At 61.1% G+C, this 16,708-nt stretch carries 16 protein-coding genes and 1 pseudogene; 3 read left to right on the top strand and 14 right to left on the bottom strand.

Annotated elements, in window-relative coordinates; all coding sequences use genetic code 11:
• Window positions 1–11: 11 nt before the first annotated feature.
• Window positions 12–881 (bottom strand): CvfB family protein, encoded by an 870-nt coding sequence (locus tag BN1189_RS02930; protein WP_179860896.1) that lies wholly within the window; start codon window positions 879–881, stop codon window positions 12–14.
• 2 nt (window positions 882–883) lie between these two features.
• Window positions 884–1,321, bottom strand: a complete 438-nt coding sequence (gene mntR / locus BN1189_RS02935) for a transcriptional regulator MntR (RefSeq protein ID WP_040225267.1) — start codon at window positions 1,319–1,321, stop codon at window positions 884–886.
• A gap of 134 nt (window positions 1,322–1,455) precedes the next feature.
• On the opposite strand from mntR, the gene BN1189_RS15780 reads away from it, so the two are divergent.
• Window positions 1,456–1,608, top strand: coding sequence for a lmo0937 family membrane protein (locus BN1189_RS15780; RefSeq protein WP_143242234.1), 153 nt, complete (start codon window positions 1,456–1,458; stop codon window positions 1,606–1,608).
• Between the two features lie 35 nt (window positions 1,609–1,643).
• Here BN1189_RS15780 and BN1189_RS02940 read toward each other — a convergent pair whose 3' ends face one another.
• The 4 genes and pseudogenes from BN1189_RS02940 to BN1189_RS02950 form a co-directional block, all read right to left on the bottom strand.
• Entirely contained in the window at window positions 1,644–2,759 is a 1,116-nt protein-coding gene (locus tag BN1189_RS02940) for a GNAT family N-acetyltransferase (RefSeq protein WP_040225270.1), read from the bottom strand.
• A gap of 21 nt (window positions 2,760–2,780) precedes the next feature.
• Complete coding sequence (locus tag BN1189_RS02945; protein WP_257125380.1) at window positions 2,781–5,210, bottom strand: heavy metal translocating P-type ATPase; 2,430 nt, start codon at window positions 5,208–5,210, stop codon at window positions 2,781–2,783.
• A 327-nt stretch (window positions 5,211–5,537) separates the two neighbouring features.
• A pseudogene (locus tag BN1189_RS16720) lies at window positions 5,538–5,660 on the bottom strand (hypothetical protein); the annotation flags it as partial.
• The gene (locus tag BN1189_RS02950) at window positions 5,641–6,000 is read right to left on the bottom strand and encodes an ArsR/SmtB family transcription factor (protein WP_040225272.1); all 360 of its coding nucleotides are present in this window, start codon (window positions 5,998–6,000) and stop codon (window positions 5,641–5,643) included. The gene BN1189_RS02950 and the pseudogene BN1189_RS16720, both read right to left, overlap by 20 nt.
• A gap of 242 nt (window positions 6,001–6,242) precedes the next feature.
• Here BN1189_RS02950 and BN1189_RS02960 point away from each other — a divergent pair, with 242 nt between their 5' ends.
• Both BN1189_RS02960 and BN1189_RS02965 read left to right on the top strand, forming a co-directional pair.
• Window positions 6,243–6,659, top strand: coding sequence for a universal stress protein (locus BN1189_RS02960; protein WP_040225275.1), 417 nt, complete (start codon window positions 6,243–6,245; stop codon window positions 6,657–6,659).
• Window positions 6,660–6,853: 194 nt separating this feature from the next.
• On the top strand, window positions 6,854–7,897 hold the full coding sequence (locus BN1189_RS02965) for a DmpA family aminopeptidase (RefSeq protein ID WP_040225277.1): 1,044 nt from the start codon (window positions 6,854–6,856) through the stop codon (window positions 7,895–7,897).
• 171 nt (window positions 7,898–8,068) lie between these two features.
• On the opposite strand, the gene BN1189_RS02970 is transcribed toward BN1189_RS02965, so the two are convergent.
• The 8 genes from BN1189_RS02970 to BN1189_RS03005 form a co-directional block, all read right to left on the bottom strand.
• Window positions 8,069–10,432: a penicillin acylase family protein gene (locus BN1189_RS02970; protein WP_040225279.1), complete on the bottom strand. Its 2,364-nt coding sequence runs from the start codon at window positions 10,430–10,432 to the stop codon at window positions 8,069–8,071.
• 343 nt (window positions 10,433–10,775) lie between these two features.
• Window positions 10,776–11,159, bottom strand: a complete 384-nt coding sequence (locus BN1189_RS02975) for a Na+/H+ antiporter subunit G (protein ID WP_040225280.1) — start codon at window positions 11,157–11,159, stop codon at window positions 10,776–10,778.
• A complete protein-coding gene (locus BN1189_RS02980; RefSeq protein ID WP_040225281.1) occupies window positions 11,137–11,421 on the bottom strand; it encodes a Na(+)/H(+) antiporter subunit F1 in 285 nt (94 codons plus the stop codon). Before BN1189_RS02980 ends, BN1189_RS02975 begins: the two co-directional genes overlap by 23 nt.
• Window positions 11,421–11,939 carry a Na+/H+ antiporter subunit E gene (locus tag BN1189_RS02985; protein ID WP_082194110.1) on the bottom strand — a complete coding sequence of 173 codons (519 nt, stop codon included), beginning with the start codon at window positions 11,937–11,939 and terminating at the stop codon, window positions 11,421–11,423. The genes BN1189_RS02980 and BN1189_RS02985 overlap by 1 nt, the downstream gene beginning before the upstream one ends.
• Entirely contained in the window at window positions 11,932–13,425 is a 1,494-nt protein-coding gene (locus tag BN1189_RS02990) for a Na+/H+ antiporter subunit D (RefSeq protein WP_040225282.1), read from the bottom strand. Before BN1189_RS02990 ends, BN1189_RS02985 begins: the two co-directional genes overlap by 8 nt.
• Window positions 13,418–13,756: a Na(+)/H(+) antiporter subunit C gene (locus BN1189_RS02995; protein ID WP_040225283.1), complete on the bottom strand. Its 339-nt coding sequence runs from the start codon at window positions 13,754–13,756 to the stop codon at window positions 13,418–13,420. Before BN1189_RS02995 ends, BN1189_RS02990 begins: the two co-directional genes overlap by 8 nt.
• A gap of 3 nt (window positions 13,757–13,759) precedes the next feature.
• Window positions 13,760–14,182 carry a Na(+)/H(+) antiporter subunit B gene (locus BN1189_RS03000; protein ID WP_040225286.1) on the bottom strand — a complete coding sequence of 141 codons (423 nt, stop codon included), beginning with the start codon at window positions 14,180–14,182 and terminating at the stop codon, window positions 13,760–13,762.
• Complete coding sequence (locus BN1189_RS03005) at window positions 14,169–16,574, bottom strand: Na+/H+ antiporter subunit A (protein WP_040225287.1); 2,406 nt, start codon at window positions 16,572–16,574, stop codon at window positions 14,169–14,171. Before BN1189_RS03005 ends, BN1189_RS03000 begins: the two co-directional genes overlap by 14 nt.
• Window positions 16,575–16,708: the final 134 nt, after the last annotated feature.

Consider the following 16,708-nt stretch of genomic DNA (forward strand, 5'->3'; position numbering starts at 1 on the left):
CACAGCCGGTCTTATTCCCGGCTTTCCTTCAAGTAAGTCCAGCCGTCTTCCTGGATGATCCGGCGCTCTTTGAACAGCTTGCCGAGCGCGCGCTTGAAGGCGGCCTTGCTCATGCCGAACATCTCCTCGATCTCGTCGGGCGTCGATTTGTCGCCGAACGGCATCTTGCCGCCCGCGCCGTTCAGATAGCGCAGGACCGTCTCCGCATCATCGCCGATCCGCTCTTCTTTTCTGGGAAGGAGGGAGCCGTTCAGCGAGCCGTCGTCCCGGACGCCGATGATCCGGACGTCAAGCTCCTGGCCGAGCCGAGGCTCGAATTTCATCTCGGTGTGATGGACGAAGACTCGGTATTTCTCGGGCTCCGACAGCATGAACGCCCCGACCGGCAGAAGGCGGTACGGCCGGGCCTTCAGGTTTTTATTGAAAATGGAAGCCGGCGCGTCGACAAATTCATCCATGATCCGCTCCTCGGTGACGAGCCGGCCAAACAGGTTTCCGCCCTTGTCGGTCCGGAGTGTCATGTAAAGGCGGTCACCCGGCTTGGGCCACAGCCCCCGGATCTTCGGCATATCCGCCGGGTTGACGATCACCTCGACGGAAGAGCCGATGTCGGTCCGGATCCCGTCGCGTCCGTCCGTGTCGATCACTTCCGCCCAGCCGTACGATCCGACTTCCATGCGCGGCAGAAGAGAAGTGGCGGTCAGGTTCCCTCGCCTGTCCGGATGCAGGAACACCCTCACCGCGTCCCCTTCCCCAAGTCCCTCGGGCGCCTCCGAGTCGTTCATGTGGATCTCCTCTTCACCGCATGCCAGCACCCACCGGGATCCTTCCCGGCGCTGTGCGATCGCTTCGACGATCCGGCCCGATTCCGCCTGTTCCATCATCATCTCTCCTTTTCTCCTCCCGCTTCTCCCGCGGGATGGTCGCCGGCCATCCGGGTGAGCACGTCCGGATGTTCCTCCAGCGCCCTCACCAGTTCGGTGATCCGGTCAATGGCATTCCAGCTCAGGTGGTGCTCAATCCCCTCGACATCATGGTAGACGAATCTCTCATCCACGCCGATGATCCTCAGGAACCGTTCGAGCAGTTCGTGGCGGTGGACCAGCTTCCTTCCGAACGCCTCGCCCTTTTCCGTTAATATTAACCCTTTGTATCGTTCGTAAACTAAATAGCCTTCCCTGTCGAGCTTCCTTGCCATCTTCGTCACCGACGAGGGCAGGACCTCCAGCGCCTCGGCAACGTCGGACACCCGGGCCTCCCCGCTCCCGCCCGACTTCAGCCAAATCTGTTCGATGTAGTCTTCCATACTCGGCGTCGCCATGCCATCAGCCCTTTCCAAAGCCTGTCCGTCCATTATAGCACGAGGGCCCCTGCGGTTTAAGGCGGGGATGTGAAGGGTATTTTATAGGCAAGACACCAATCGGCAGATCCAACGGAAAGCAGGTGAATTTCAACATGAAGTTTCTTTGGTGGATTATCCTGGCCCTCATCGCTTTTTGGGTGCTCGGTCTCGTTTTCAAGGTGGCAGGCGGTCTGATCCATATCCTGCTCGTCATCGCCGGCATTCTATTTATCATTTCGCTCTTCACCGGAAGGAAATCAGTTTAAATAAAGGGATGCCGCATACCCGCGGCATCCCTTTTTCATTTCACTTGTGCATACACGCAGGTGTCCCGGACGCCGTTCCCTGTAACGGAGAGGGCGTCATGCCGGAGGATCCCTTCCAGTTCGAAGCCGAGGCGTTCCGGGATGGCGCGGCTTTTCTCGTTGAGCGCATCACAGCGGATCTCCACCCGGCGGGCGCCGAGCGTCTCGAATGCAAACCCGGTGATCCGGGCGACGGCTTCCGTGACGTACCCCTGCCCGGCGAAGCGGCTGTCGATCCAGTAGCCGATCTCAAACTTCGGCACGTCCCAGTCGATCCGGTGAAGACCGGAAGACCCGACGAAAGCGCCGTCCTCCAGCCGATACAGATGCAGCCGGAGATCGCTGCGGGTAATGAAATCCGCGACCGCCTGCCGGAGGCTTTCCTCCGTCGCCGCGAGGGTCGGCTGCTCTTTTGCGAACGGGAGCCATTCCTTCAGCTCCGCATGCGAGCGGGTGAGCGCATCGCATAGATCCGGCGCATCTTCAAGGCGCGGGGCGCGGATTAGAAGGCGCTCCGAGCGGAATTCATCAGGAAAGGCGGGCGGTCCGGACTCCGCGGGCGCTTCTCCCCCTTCCGAACCCCGGTCGTCCCATTCGACGGGGGTCGTCGTCCCGCTCAGGAAGTCCTCCCGCGTCATGCCGTACGTGACGGCGTCATAGTATGACTCCTCTTTCGGCGAATACCAGGCTTTCCGGAGGTGGGCCTCCTTCACGAAGCCGGCCCGCTCGAATGTTTTCCGCATCGGCGCATTGTCCTGCCGGGTATGGCCTTCAAGGCGGATCTTCTTGTCGGGCATGCTGAAGACGAAGTCGCAGATGAGCCGGAGCGCCCTCCGGCCGTAGCCGTGCCCCCGTGCCCGGTCCGCGATCCTCAGATCGAACATCGGAATTTCGTCCTGCATGTCATACAGCTTGACGATCCCGACCTTCTCCCCCTCGTCCGTCTCCACCCAGAACGTCTTCACTTCATCGGATTCGTACCCGCCCTCGCCGATCGCCTTCTCGATCATTTCCCGCGCCGGATGCGGGATGCCGTGGTACGGCCAGGTGTTTTCCGTCATGAAGTGGATGAGTTCTTCCTGTTCCTGCATCGTCCATTCCGTCAGTTTCATCCGAAGTCCCCCCGCCGTGCGCTACTCCCGGATCCTGATCAGCCGGAGGGAGTTCAGCACGACGATCAGCGTCGCCCCCATATCCGCGAAGATCGCGATCCAGAGCGTGAGCCACCCCGGGATGAGGAGGAGCAGCGCAGCAATTTTCAGTCCTAATGCAAACATAATGTTTTCTTTGATGATGCGCAATGTTTTTCGACTGAGGCCGATCGTATACGGCAACTTTTCCAGATCGTCCGCCATGAGCGCAATATCCGCCGTCTCAAGCGCCGCATCCGTGCCGGCCCCGCCCATGGCGATGCCGACGGATGCCGCGGCGAGCGCGGGGGCGTCGTTGATCCCGTCCCCGACCATCGCGGCCGAGCCGTGCGAATCACGGAATTCTTTTACCGCCGCAAGTTTCTCGTCCGGCATGAGGCCTGCGCGGACGTCTGTGATTCCGATTCTTCCGGCGATCGCTTCCGCGGTTTTCCGGTGGTCTCCGGTGAGCATGACGATCCGGCTGACGCCCGCTGATTTCAGCTTGGCGATGATGCCGGCCGCTTCCGGGCGCTCGGCATCGGCTGCGGCGATGAGACCTGAGAACCGGCCGCCGGCAGTGGCGGCCATGACCGTCTTCCCTTCACCGAGCAGGCGGTCCGCATCCCGCCGGGCCGCTTCCGGAACTTCCGACATCGAGGAGATCCAGGCGATGCTTCCGACGGAGACCCGTTCTCCGTCCACCGTGCCGACTGCGCCCTTTCCGGTGACGGAATGAAAATCGGCCGCTTCGGGAATTGCCGTGCCGAGGCGGCGGGCCCGGTCCGTGATGGCGGACGCGAGCGGATGCTGGGACAGCGACTCGACCGCCGCAGCGCGGCCGAGCAGCCAGTCCGGCTCCACTCCTTCAGCCGCCCGGACATCGGTCACTGCCGGGATGCCGTTCGTCAGCGTTCCCGTCTTGTCGAACGCGACCGCGCGCACCCGGCCGAGTTCCTCGAGATGGACGCCGCCTTTGATCAGGACCCCGTTCCGCGCGGCGTTGCCGATTGCCGTCACGATGGCCACCGGCGTCGAAATGACAAGCGCGCACGGGCAGCCGACGACGAGGACGGCGAGGCCCTGGTAAATCCATGTATGCCAGTCGGCACCGAACAGCGGCGGCAGGACTCCGACGAGAAGCGCGACAAGCATGATCGCCGGCGTGTACCATTTTGCGAACCGGTCGACGAACTTCTGGGAAGGGGCCTTTTCCGCCTGCGCCTCCTCGACGAGATGGATGATCTTCGCGATCGTCGTATCTTCCGAGCGCTTTGTCACCCGCACCTTCAGGGCGCCCTCCCCGTTCAGCGTCCCGGCAAACACTTCATCACCGTCCGCCTTGGCCGCCGGGATCGATTCGCCCGTAATGGCCGCTTCACTGACGGACGACCGGCCTTCGGCGACGATGCCGTCCATCGCAATCTTCCCGCCCGGACGCACGAGCATGATGTCGCCGATCCGGATGTCCTCCGTCGCCACTTCTTCCGGATTTCCGTCCCGCATGATATCGGCCACGGGCGGAGCGAGGTCCATGAGGCCCCGGATCGATTGGCGCGCCTTATCCATCGAGTATGCCTCAAGCGCTTCGGATATCGCGAACAGGAACACGACGACCGCCGCTTCCCGCCATTCGCCGATAATCGCGGCGCCGATGACGGCGATGGTCATGAGCGTCTTGATGTCGNCGAACGCGACCGCGCGCACCCGGCCGAGTTCCTCGAGATGGACGCCGCCTTTGATCAGGACCCCGTTCCGCGCGGCGTTGCCGATTGCCGTCACGATGGCCACCGGCGTCGAAATGACAAGCGCGCACGGGCAGCCGACGACGAGGACGGCGAGGCCCTGGTAAATCCATGTATGCCAGTCGGCACCGAACAGCGGCGGCAGGACTCCGACGAGAAGCGCGACAAGCATGATCGCCGGCGTGTACCATTTTGCGAACCGGTCGACGAACTTCTGGGAAGGGGCCTTTTCCGCCTGCGCCTCCTCGACGAGATGGATGATCTTCGCGATCGTCGTATCTTCCGAGCGCTTTGTCACCCGCACCTTCAGGGCGCCCTCCCCGTTCAGCGTCCCGGCAAACACTTCATCACCGTCCGCCTTGGCCGCCGGGATCGATTCGCCCGTAATGGCCGCTTCACTGACGGACGACCGGCCTTCGGCGACGATGCCGTCCATCGCAATCTTCCCGCCCGGACGCACGAGCATGATGTCGCCGATCCGGATGTCCTCCGTCGCCACTTCTTCCGGATTTCCGTCCCGCATGATATCGGCCACGGGCGGAGCGAGGTCCATGAGGCCCCGGATCGATTGGCGCGCCTTATCCATCGAGTATGCCTCAAGCGCTTCGGATATCGCGAACAGGAACACGACGACCGCCGCTTCCCGCCATTCGCCGATAATCGCGGCGCCGATGACGGCGATGGTCATGAGCGTCTTGATGTCGAACTCGAGCCGGAAGAGGTTCGAGATGCCCGTCCGGAAGATGCCCGCCCCGCCGATCAGGATGGACAGGGCATACAGCAGGACCGTCAACGGACGCTCGTCTCCGGCAATGTAGGACGCCGTGAGCCCCGCCGCCAGGAACAGAAGCGATACCGCGGAGACAGCCGTCTCCCTTCTGCGGAAGAGCGGAGTTTTTTTCGTCTCCGGGCGCCGGCCTGCCGGCACGATCTTGATGCCGTCGAAGGCGCCGGCCGCTTCAAGCTCCTCGATGGTGGCGTCGCCTGTGACCGACAGTTTGGAAGCGCCGAAATTCACCTGTGCGCCGCTCACCCGTTCAATGGACCGGACGTTTTTCTCGAACTTCATCGCACAGTTGGCGCAGCTCAGGTTTTCAAGCCGGTACTCCTTCTTTGCCTCAGCCGCCATTTCCTTCATCCTCCTCCGCGTGCTCTTGCGCAATTTTCACCAGGTCCCGCACGTGGTCGTCCTTCAGCGAATAGCAGACGAGCTTCCCCTCCCGCTCCGAAGAGGCGAGTCCGTGCTGCTTCAGATAACGGAGATGATGGGAAGCCGTCGCCGTCGAGGACCCGATGATCGCCGATACATCACACACGCAGAGCTTGCCGCCGAGCATGAGCGAATAGGCGATCTTCAGTCGTGTTTCGTCTGCGAGCGCCTTGAAGATCGCGGCCATCCCGCGGAGTTCCGGAAGCCGGCCCCGGACGGCCTGCACCTCATCTTCATGGACAATCGTCACATCGCATGTATCTTTCATCCTGTCATTCCCCTTTATTCAAACGGATGTTTGATTGTTGTTGGTTCCATTGTATGCATTGGCGCCGCAGGAAGCAAGGTCATTCAAACGGGTATTTGATTTTATCGAAAACTTTTGTTCGGGAAGGTTTTTCGGTGGCCGGAGGGGAATAGAAAAGAGAGAAGAAGAGAAGAAGCGGGCCTATTCCGGCGCATACCGGGCAGTCGGCCTGCCCCGCCGGAAACCGAAGGAGTGACATACCGATGTATAAAAAAATCCTCGTTGCCGTTGACGGATCCGACCATTCCAAGCGTGCCGCCGAGCACGTTGCCTCACTCGCCGCATCGACCGGCGCCTCAGCCGACATGCTGTACATCCTCGACTACGACCAATCCCGGCCGAAGGAATTTGAAAATGTTCCGAAAGAAGAACTTGAAGGCAAAATCACCGACCGCCTGGACCATATCTTTGAAGTGTTCCGGAACGAGGGCATCGGACCCGGCCTCAAGATCCAGTACGGGGAACCCGGCCCGACCATCGTGAAATTCTGCAACGCCGAAGACTATGACCTCGTCGTCGTCGGCAGCCGCGGCCTGAATGCCTTCCAGGAGATGGTGCTGGGCAGCGTCAGCCACAAAGTCGCCAAGCGCGTCGAATGCCCCGTGCTCCTCGTCAAATGACCAAACGCCCGTCCCGGCGCGGATGGGCGTTTTGAATGCAACGGATTTCTTCCCGGGGAGAGGGGTCGGCTGGTTCTATCTATTCATCGTGCGGTTCTATCTATTCATCGCCCGGTTCTATCTATTCATCGCCCGGTTCTATCTATTCATCGCCGCTTACGATCTATTCGTACATATCCAGGAGGAGAGCCACCATGAAAAAAGGAACACTCAATGCCATCACCGACATCGAAGGAGTTGCAATCGGACACGTCACTCTCGACGGCCCTGCCGGCGGGGGCGACTACCACTGCACCGGCGTCACCGCCATCCTGCCTCACAGCGGCAATCTGTTCGAGGAAAAGGTGCCGGCGGCTTCATTCGTCCTGAACGGGTTCGGCAAGACGGCGGGGCTCATCCAGGTGGCCGAGCTCGGCGTCATCGAGTCGCCGATCATGCTGACGAACACGTTCAGTGTCGGTGCCGTGCTGGAAGGGACGCTTCAATACATGCTGGAGGAGAATCCGGCGATCGGCGACTCCGCAAGTTCTCTGAACGTCGTCGTCGGCGAATGCAACGACTCTTATCTGAACTCGATGCGCAACATGGCAGTCCGGCCCGAACACGCCATCGAAGCGATCCAAGCTGCGGCCGGCGGCACTTTCGCACAGGGGGCAACCGGCGCAGGCAAAGGGATGATCTGCTACGGGGCGAAAGGCGGGATCGGCAGCGCTTCCCGGCTCGTCGAGGCGCAGGGCCGGACGTTCACCGCCGGTGCGCTCGTGCTGACAAATTTCGGCCGAGGCCACGAGTGCTTATTCCCCGGCTGGGTCGTCCCCGAAGAGCCGGCACCGGAAACCCCGGTTGTAGGTGACAAAGACGACCGTGAAAAGCGTCCGGACGGCTCCGTCATCATCGTCGTCGCCACCGACGCCCCGCTCGACAGCCGTCAGCTCGGGCGGCTCGCCAAGCGGGCGGCGATCGGCCTCGGCCGGACCGGGACGCATATCCACAACGGCAGCGGCGACATCATCATCGCGTTCTCCACCGGCTTCACCGTCCCGCACGGCGGCGGGGAGATGACCGTCACCCGGGAAGTTCTGAAAGACGACCACCCGGTCATGAACGACCTGTTCCAAGCCGTGATCGAATCAACCGAAGAAGCGATCCTCCAGTCGCTCCTCCACGCGGAGACGACGTTCGGCCGGAAAGGGCGCATCGTGAAGAAAGCCGTTTTCGAATCCGTTCCCGTAAAATAAAGAAGCAAGGGCAGGCCCTCCGTCCGGAAGGTCTGCCCTTGCTTTCGTTTCGCTCGGTCCTGCTTTAGTTTCGGAGGCTCCTGCTTTAGTTTCGGAGGTCCCAGCTTTAGTTTCGAGGGCTCCTGCTTTAGTTTCGGGAGCCCCTGTTTTAGTTTCATGCCCGGCCGTCACTCAAGGCTTGAGCTTCAGCACCTCCCCTTCCGATTTCCCGTCGATCCGCGTCTCGTGATAGTCGCCGTTCACCCAGTCCGGGGCCTGGTCGTGGAACCATTTTGATTTCATGTGGCCGCTCTGGCCCGGGCCGACGAGGTGCCAGGATTTTGAGAGGTCGGACAGATCGGCGACGAACCGCCAGGAGGCGCCGTGGTCGGCGGAGCCGTCGTCTTTGAATCCGGCGGCCTGGACGGTGACGCCTGAGCCGCTCGTCGGCGTGCGCGGCGGGCTCAAGTACTTCTCGAAGATCGGCGAGGCACTGCCGAGCGGATGCGGGAAGACGAGCTGGTGGAAGTCGCCCCATCGCCAGCCGTCCGCATCTTTTCCGAATTCATCGGAAATGTCCGCGACCGCCTTCTCGAAAGCGTCTGTCACCCACCGGTCGACGCCGCCGTATTCCGTCACCCAGGCGCCCGGTTCGCCGGCGTATGCCTGGCGCATCATTTCATCGGTGATATGGTTCTTGCCCGGCATGAGGGCATACACATCTTCCGGCATCGCCTGCCAGAACATCGTCTGCGGCAGCTGGCGCATCCATTTGTGGAAGATGAGCGGGGCGCTGAGGTCCTTGTCGTCTTCCTGATTCCACTCCTCAAGCAGCTTCACCGCTTTTCCGTACTCCTCGTCGGCCCCTGTAGCCCGCAGGGAGCCAAGCATATCATCCAGGAACTCGCGGGCGTACAGGTTCTTCACATCCATCTGGAGCGCCATCATGTCTTCCGGCGTGAAGGAATCGCCTTCCTGCAAAACTTCGGCGATCCGCTCGTACCGGTACGGCTGCGCCCAGAAATCGGTGATATGGTAAGGATATTCCTCGCCGATGACCCGATTGTTCGCGGTCGCGATGAACCCTTCCTCCGGGTTGACGGTCCTTGGAAGCTCGTCGTACGGGATGAATCCTTCCCAGCCGTACTCGGATGAATCGCCCGGGACCGGAAGCTGGCCGTCGCCTTTTTTGCGGATCGGGATGTTGCCGTTCGCCTTGTAGGCGATCGTCCCGTCGGTGGAAGCGAAGACGAAGTTCTGGGCCGGCGCATTGAAGTTCTCGAGCGCCGTTTCGAACTCGTCCCAGTCGCCGGCCTTGTTCATCTTGAGGATCGCCTCGAGCTCGCGTGTCGGCTCAAGCGCCGTCCATTGCATCGACAGCACGTCCCCGCCCGTACCGGTGCTCTCCAGCATGACGTCCGAGATGACCGGACCGTGGCGGGTCGTGACGACTTCAAAGTCCACCGTCTCCCCGTCTTTCACTTTGATCGGCTCGTCGCGGACGGCCGCCCGCTCCCACTTGCCGTCAAAGCGGAATTCGGCCGGGTTATCCGGGTTCGGCGTCTCGATATACAGATCCTGCACATCCGGACCGACGTTCGTCACGCCCCAGGCCACGTCTTCGTTGTGGCCGAGGATGATGCCCGGGATGCCGCCGAAGATGACGCCCGTGACGTTCTGTTCGGGCGACTCCAGATTCATTTCGTACCAGATCGACGGCGTCGTCAGGCCGAGGTGCGGGTCATCCGCAAGCAGCGGCTTGCCCGATGCCGTCTTGTCGCCCGCGACGACCCAGTTGTTGCTTCCGTTGTGTTCCGGAGGGATGAGCGACGCATCAAACGCCCCTGCGATCGCCACCGGATTCGCCCGGTTCGCCTCGATGACCGACGGCGCGTCTTCCGGATAATGGATGAACAGTTCTTTCATCTTATTGCCATTGTACTCATTCACCGCCCAGTGACGGAATGCAAGCGCGGGCCAGTGCCCGCCGAGATCGTACGCCATGTATTTCCCGATCGTCAATGAATCGAGCGGCGTCCACTCCTCCGGCTCATAGCCGAGCAGCCGGAACTCGTAAGGCAGCTTCCCCTCTTCCTTCGCCTGGTCGATGAACGCGTTCACGCCTTCCGCAAACCATCCGAGCACCTGGCGGGCGTCTTCCCCGTAGCCGGACTCCGAATCGGCCGCGGCCTGCCTGAGGCTAAACGTGCGGAACAGCTTGTCCGTCGGCACGGCCGCCTCTCCCACGACTTCCGCCAGCCGGCCGGACGCCTGCCTGCGCGCCAAGTCCATCTGGAACAGGCGGTCCTGCGCCTGGACAAACCCCTGCGCCCTGTACAGATCCGCATCAGACTCCGCCCGGATATGCGGAACGCCTTTTTCATCACGGACCACTGTCACTTCCCCTTCAAGCACCGGCACGGCCATCTCCCCTGACGTCACCGGCTTCGACTTCGATATGTAAGCGTTTACGAAAACCAGCGCGACAATCGCCAGCACTGCGACCGTCCCGACAATCCCCAGAACGACCTTCAGCCATTTCGGCCATCTTCTCATCTGCCATCCCCCCTGCTATGAATGATTCGCCATTCATTCAAGAACTCCTTTATAGCCGTCCTCCGGATGAGTGTCCATTTCGGCGGGCCGGGTGTTGACTTCCGGAAGACGAATGTCAACTTTCCACCTGCGAATGTCAACTTCCAGATCAGGACCGCAATTGCGGCGGACCGGCGGCGCCCGGTTCCTGAAAACGTTGCGTATCTTTGCTGAAACATTGTTTATCTTTGCTGAAACGTTGCGTATCTTTCCTTAAACGTTGCGTATCCAAGCTGAAACGCCCCCGCCGCCCGCCGCTACTCGCACAACCGGCCACCCTCTTCCCACAATAAAGCCGCCCATCTTACTCGGGCGGCCTGCGTTCATTTTCTTCATTGCGTTGTTGGATGGCTTCGGCCAGTTCGTCCTTTTTCGAAATATCCGCCAGTCGCACGCCGGACCGGTGGGCGGCCCGGATGATGACGTGGCCGGCGACCGGAGCGGTGAGGAAGACGAAGATGATCCCGAGGAGGAGCCGGACGCTGATGAACCGTTCCAGCGCCCAGAAATACAGGAACCCGCCGAGGAGCGTCAGCAAAACTGCGAGCGTGGAGCTTTTCGTGGCGGCGTGCGACCGGGTGTACACGTCCGGCAGCCGGATGAGGCCGATTGCGCTCACGAGGCTCATGAGTCCGCCGGTCACCATGAGGATGGCGGCGGCGTATTCAACGATTGTGTCGGCGTTCAACGATGACCCCCCTCTCGATATACTTCGAGAAGGCGATCGTGCCGATGAAGCTCAGAATCCCGAGGATCAGGATCACTTCCATGAACGCCTTCGTCTGAAGCAGACAGGAGACGACCGCGATCGAGGCGAGCAGGTTGACGCCGATCATGTCGAGCGCGATGACGCGGTCCGGCCTGGACGGTCCCCGGATGATCCGGTAGACCGCGATGAGAATCGTGAAGCTGAAAAGGATCAAAGCAATCAGCATGAGCGTATCGACCATCAGCGCGTCACCTCCATGATCGCTTTTTCAAAGTTTTTAAGCTGGCTGATCAGGGCTTCCTTGGAGTTCTCGATGTCCATCGCATGGATGTAGAGGCCCTGGCCGTCTTCGGTCACTTCCATGACGACCGAACCCGGCGTGAGCGTGACGAGGAGTGACAGGGTCGTCACTTCCCCGTCGCTCTCGAGCACCGTGTCGTACCGGAAGATGCCCGGGCGGATCGTGAGCTTCGGGCTCAGGATCTGGCCGATGACCGACCAGCTTGATTTCACGAGTTCGCGGTTGAAGATGAGGACGAGCTTGACGATCGCAAACAGCCGCCTCAAGTAAAACTGCGTGCCGAAGAACCGGTGCATGAAGAAGACGATGAAGATCCCGACGATGAATCCGGCGGCGAACGTCGTCACCCGGAACTCGTCTTCATCCAGAAGGAGCATCCAGAGGAACGCGATGAACAAGTTCAGGAGGAACTGGGCCGCCGTGGCGCCCGTGCCCCCGTTTTTCCTGAATCTATCCACCCGACTGCACCTCCCCGAGCACGGCTTCTATGTAGATCTCCGGATTTGCCATCACATGTGCGGCGTCCGCGACGAACGGGGCGAGCGCCTGTGCGCCGATGCCGATGCCGAGCGTGAGGGCGCCGAGCAAGGTAAGCGGGATGAGCTTCGACCGGCGGAGCGGCCGCTGCTCTTCGCGCGTGATCGTCGTCTCGCCCCAGAAGCAGTTCATGAAGATCCGCAGCAGCGAATACAGGACGAACAGACTGGAGAGGAAGCCGGCGAAGAGCAGCCAATAGTTCCCGCCCTCGACTGCGCCGAGGCCGGTGTACACCTTGCCGATAAAGCCGCTGAACGGCGGGATGCCGGCGAGCGACACCATCGTGATGAAGAACAGCCAGCCGAGAAGCGGATAGTTCCGGATGAGCCCGCTCATCCGGTCGATCCTCGATTCCCGGGTGAGGACGACCATCGCGCCGACCACGAGGAACAGGAGCGCCTTGATGACCATGTCGTGGATGAGGTACCAGACGGACCCTTGGAATGCATGTTCATTGAAGACGGCGAGCCCGAGCATCATGAAACCGACCGCGATGACGACGTTGTAGGATGCAATCACCCGGATGTCCTTATAGGCGATCGCCCCGAAGCTTCCGCCCGCAAGCGTCAGCACCGCCATCGTGCCGATGATGCCGTGCGTGATCGCGGCGTCATGGTAGAAGATGAGCGTGAACGTCCGGAACATCGCATACACGCCGACTTTCGTCAGGAGCGCGCCGAACAGGGCAGCGACCGGACCGGGCGGGACGCTGTAGGAGCCCGGCAGCCAGAAGTACAGGAGCAGCCCCGCCTTCAAGGCGAAGACGATGAGGAAGATCACCGCGATCGCGCTGAGGAGCGGCCCCTGCCCCGCCTCTGCGACACGGACCGAAATATGGGCCATGTTGAGCGTGCCGACCGACCCGTACAGGAAGGCGAGCGCAACGAGGAAGAACCACGAAGCGACAACGTTGATGGCCACATAGACCATCGACTCCGCCAGCCGGACCTTGCTGCCGCCGAGCGTAACGAGCACATACGAGGCGAGCAGCATCACTTCAAAGCAGACGAACAGGTTGAACAGGTCCCCCGTCAGGAACGACCCGTTCACACCAGCCACGAGGAAGAACGAGAATGGATAGAAGAACATGTTCTCATGCCGGCGTTCGGTCGCCGTGAAGGCATAGAAGAGGATGAGGCCGGAAACGACCGAAGTCGTCAGGACGAGCAGCGCGGAAAATGAATCCCCGACGAACAAGATCCCGAACGGCGGCTTCCATCCCCCGAAGTCGAGCCGGATGATTCCTTCATCCCGGATGAGCAGGAGGATGCGCACGCTGATCGCGGTGAGCGACAGGATCGAGAGCGTGGCGACGATTTTTTGCGCCTTGACGGACGGACGCAGGAAGAACAGCACGAATCCGGTGAGCAGCGGGACGACCATCGGCAGGACGAGGATGTTATTCACGGCGCGCCCTCCGGATCTGGTCCAGGTCATCGGTGCCTGTTTCCTGATAAGTGCGGTAGGCGAGCACGAGAAGAAATGCCGTCGTCGCAAAGCTGATGACGATCGCCGTCAGGATGAGCGCCTGGGGCAGTGCATCGACATACGGGCCGGCCGATTCCCCGAGCAGCGGGACATGTCCGTCCGCCGCGCCGCCCATCGTGATGAGCAGCAGGTGGACCGCATGGGAAAGCACCGCCGTCCCGAGGATCATCCGGATCATGTTCCGGGACAGCAGCAGATAGACCGCCACAGTCACGAGGACGCCTGTCAATATGATCATGTGAAGTTCCATCTGCTACACATCCTTACTGATACTGAGAATGATGGTTTCGACGGTCCCGATGACGGTGAGCGCAACGCCCGCCTCGAAGATCGTCACGGTCGCAAGCTCCGTCACACCGAAGATCGGCAAGTCGAAATAGCCGAATGCCTGGGAAAGGAACGGCTTGCCGAGAACCGCCGCCCCGGTTCCGGACAGGACGGCGAGCATCGCCCCGAATGCTGCGACTTTCTTGAAATCGAGCGGCACGCCCTGATGAACCGTCTCGATGTCGTAGACGACATACAGGAGAACGAGCGCCGACGAGAGGACCAGGCCGCCGATGAACCCGCCGCCCGGATTGTTGTGGCCGGACAGGAACAATTCGACGCCGAACGTCAGGATGATGAAGACGACGATCCTGGAGACCGTCCGGAGGATCACATCATTTCCCTTCAATGTCCCCGCCCCCTTTCCTCGGCCTCAGCACGATGAGCGTGTAGACGCCGATCCCGGCAATGAACAGCACGACGACTTCGAGCATCGTATCAAACGCCCGGAAGTCCCCGAGGATCGCGTTCACGATATTGCCGCCTCCGGCAAGCGTATAGGAATCCTCAAAGTAGCCGGATATCGTTTCGAAGATGTCATAGCCCCGGACTGTCAGCGCAAACCCGGTGACGAGCGCACCGGCGCCGAGTGCGATGATCGCATTGAAGATTTTCTTCCTTGCCGGTGCCCGCTCCGGCTTCCACTCGGGCAGGAAGCGGAAGCAGAGCAGAAACAGCACGGTCGTCACCGTCTCGATGACCGTCTGGGTGAGCGCGAGGTCCGGCGCCCGGAAGTAGATAAAGAAGATGGCGATCGAGTAACCGAGCACTCCGTTGAGCAAAGTCGCCGTGATCCGTGACTTCACGAACGGCATGGCGATCGCTGCGAACGACATGATGAGGACGAAGGCAACCTCATAGACGGCGACCGGCCCCATCCGGAAATCGGGCTTGAACGCCCCCGTCAGGAACAGGCCGCTGCCCGCCGCAACGAGAAAGAACACGTAGATATAAACGAAATAATCCCGCAGGCGGCCGGTCATGTACCTGTTTGTCAGCAGCGTCGAGCCGCCTTCCGCGACACCGAGGATGCGACGGTACACGATGTCCAGATTCCACCTGAACGGTGCCACCCGGTAAATGACGCGCCAGTGACGCAGCGTGATGAACAGGATCGCCCCCGCCGCAATGACTCCAAGCGACATGAGAAGCGGCGTGTTGATCCCGTGCCAGGCGGCGATTTCCGGCACGAGGCCGGACTCTCCGGCAAGCGTCGGAAACACCGCCGGCATGGCGGGACCGATCACATATTTTCCGGCAAGATTCGGAAAGAAGAAGATGCCGACGACGAAGATCCCCAGAATAACCGGCGGCAGCAGCATGCCTTTCGGCGCTTCATGCGGCACACGGTCCACCTTCTCCGGCTGGCGCGGCCCGAGAAACGTCCGGTAGACGATGATCGTGCAATAGACGAACGTGAAGACACTCGCCACCCAGCCGATCACCGGGAACAGGACCGACACATCGGCCCCCGCAAACGGATTGCCCGAACCGATATCGACCGCGGATTCAAAGAACATCTCCTTGCCGAGGAAGCCGTTGAACGGCGGCAGGCCGGCCATCGAGAAACTGCCGATCACCGCCAGTGTGAACGTCACCGGCATGAGCGTCATCAGCCCGCCGAGCCGCCGGATGTCCCGGGTCCCGAGCTCATGGTCGACGATGCCGACGACCATGAACAGGAGCCCCTTGAACGTCGAGTGGTTGACCATATAAAACAGCGCGGCAAACCCGGCCTGCGCGAACAAGACCTTCCCGGCATCCGTCCCTGCGGAAAGCGCGGCCGAACCGAAGCCGAGCAGGCTCATGATGAGGCCGAGCTGGCTGATCGTCGAATAAGCCAGCAGCGCCTTCAGGTCGTTCTGCTTCACCGCATTGAACGAACCCCAGAGAAGCGTGACGGTTCCGACGATGCTGACCGTCCAGAACCATGTGTCCGTGCCGCCGAAGACGGGCGTGAACCGGGCGATGAGATAAATGCCCGCCTTCACCATCGTGGCGGAGTGGAGGTACGCGCTGACCGGCGTCGGCGCCTCCATCGCGTCCGGCAGCCAGATGTGGAACGGGAACTGGGCCGATTTTGTAAAGGCTCCAAGAAGCACGAGCACGAGCGCCGGGATGAACAGGGCCTCCCCGGACAATTCCGGTCGGAGCGCGATAATCTCCCGGATGCTGAACGTGCCGGTCATCGCGTAGAGCATCAGGAACCCGGCGAGCATCGCGATCCCGCCGAACACGGTGATGAGCATCGATTTCCGCGCCCCGTAGCGGGATCCTTTCCGGTGGTACCAGAACGCGATCAGCAGAAACGAGGAAATGCTCGTCAGCTCCCAGAACGCGTAAAGGACCATGAGGTTGTCCGAGAAGACGACCCCGAGCATCGACCCCATGAACATCAGAAGGTACGTGTAAAAATGGCCGAGCGACTCGCGTTCGGACAGATAATAGATGGAGTAAAGGACGACGAGCGCACCGACCCCGGTGATGAGGAGACCGAAGATCATGCTGAGCCCGTCGATGCGGAGCGACAGGTCGATCCCCGCCTCCGGGATCCACGGAACGGTGACATCCGCGGTTCTGCCGGAGGCGATCCGCGGCAAGATCCGCAAAAGCCCGGCGAACAGGACAAGCGGAACCGCCGCGACGAACCAGCCGATATGCCGGTTCGGGACAAGCCGGTACAGCAGCGGAATGACCGCCGCCACGGCAAAAGGAAAGATAATTCCGAGAATGACAAGCATAGAGACCCTCCAATGGTAGGCATGGCCATAAGTGCAGTGGCAAGGGAGACCTTGACGGACCGGCCGGCAGGGCGCATAATATGGGCGACAGGCCGGACTCCCGGACCCGAAGAATCCTGAGACCGGCATATGTA

Origin of the sequence: Bhargavaea cecembensis (genome assembly GCF_000826125.2) — a bacterium.
Lineage (GTDB): Bacteria > Bacillota > Bacilli > Bacillales_A > Planococcaceae > Bhargavaea > Bhargavaea cecembensis_B.

Coding starts and splice junctions, on each gene's coding strand:
- BN1189_RS02930 (WP_179860896.1), bottom strand. CDS start 881: ATGGAACAGGCGGAATCGGGCCGGATCGTCGAAGCGATCGCACAGCGC.
- mntR (WP_040225267.1), bottom strand. CDS start 1,321: ATGGCGACGCCGAGTATGGAAGACTACATCGAACAGATTTGGCTGAAG.
- BN1189_RS15780 (WP_143242234.1), top strand. CDS start 1,456: ATGAAGTTTCTTTGGTGGATTATCCTGGCCCTCATCGCTTTTTGGGTG.
- BN1189_RS02940 (WP_040225270.1), bottom strand. CDS start 2,759: ATGAAACTGACGGAATGGACGATGCAGGAACAGGAAGAACTCATCCAC.
- BN1189_RS02950 (WP_040225272.1), bottom strand. CDS start 6,000: ATGAAAGATACATGCGATGTGACGATTGTCCATGAAGATGAGGTGCAG.
- BN1189_RS02960 (WP_040225275.1), top strand. CDS start 6,243: ATGTATAAAAAAATCCTCGTTGCCGTTGACGGATCCGACCATTCCAAG.
- BN1189_RS02965 (WP_040225277.1), top strand. CDS start 6,854: ATGAAAAAAGGAACACTCAATGCCATCACCGACATCGAAGGAGTTGCA.
- BN1189_RS02970 (WP_040225279.1), bottom strand. CDS start 10,432: ATGAGAAGATGGCCGAAATGGCTGAAGGTCGTTCTGGGGATTGTCGGG.
- BN1189_RS02980 (WP_040225281.1), bottom strand. CDS start 11,421: ATGGTCGATACGCTCATGCTGATTGCTTTGATCCTTTTCAGCTTCACG.
- BN1189_RS02995 (WP_040225283.1), bottom strand. CDS start 13,756: ATGGAACTTCACATGATCATATTGACAGGCGTCCTCGTGACTGTGGCG.
- BN1189_RS03005 (WP_040225287.1), bottom strand. CDS start 16,574: ATGCTTGTCATTCTCGGAATTATCTTTCCTTTTGCCGTGGCGGCGGTC.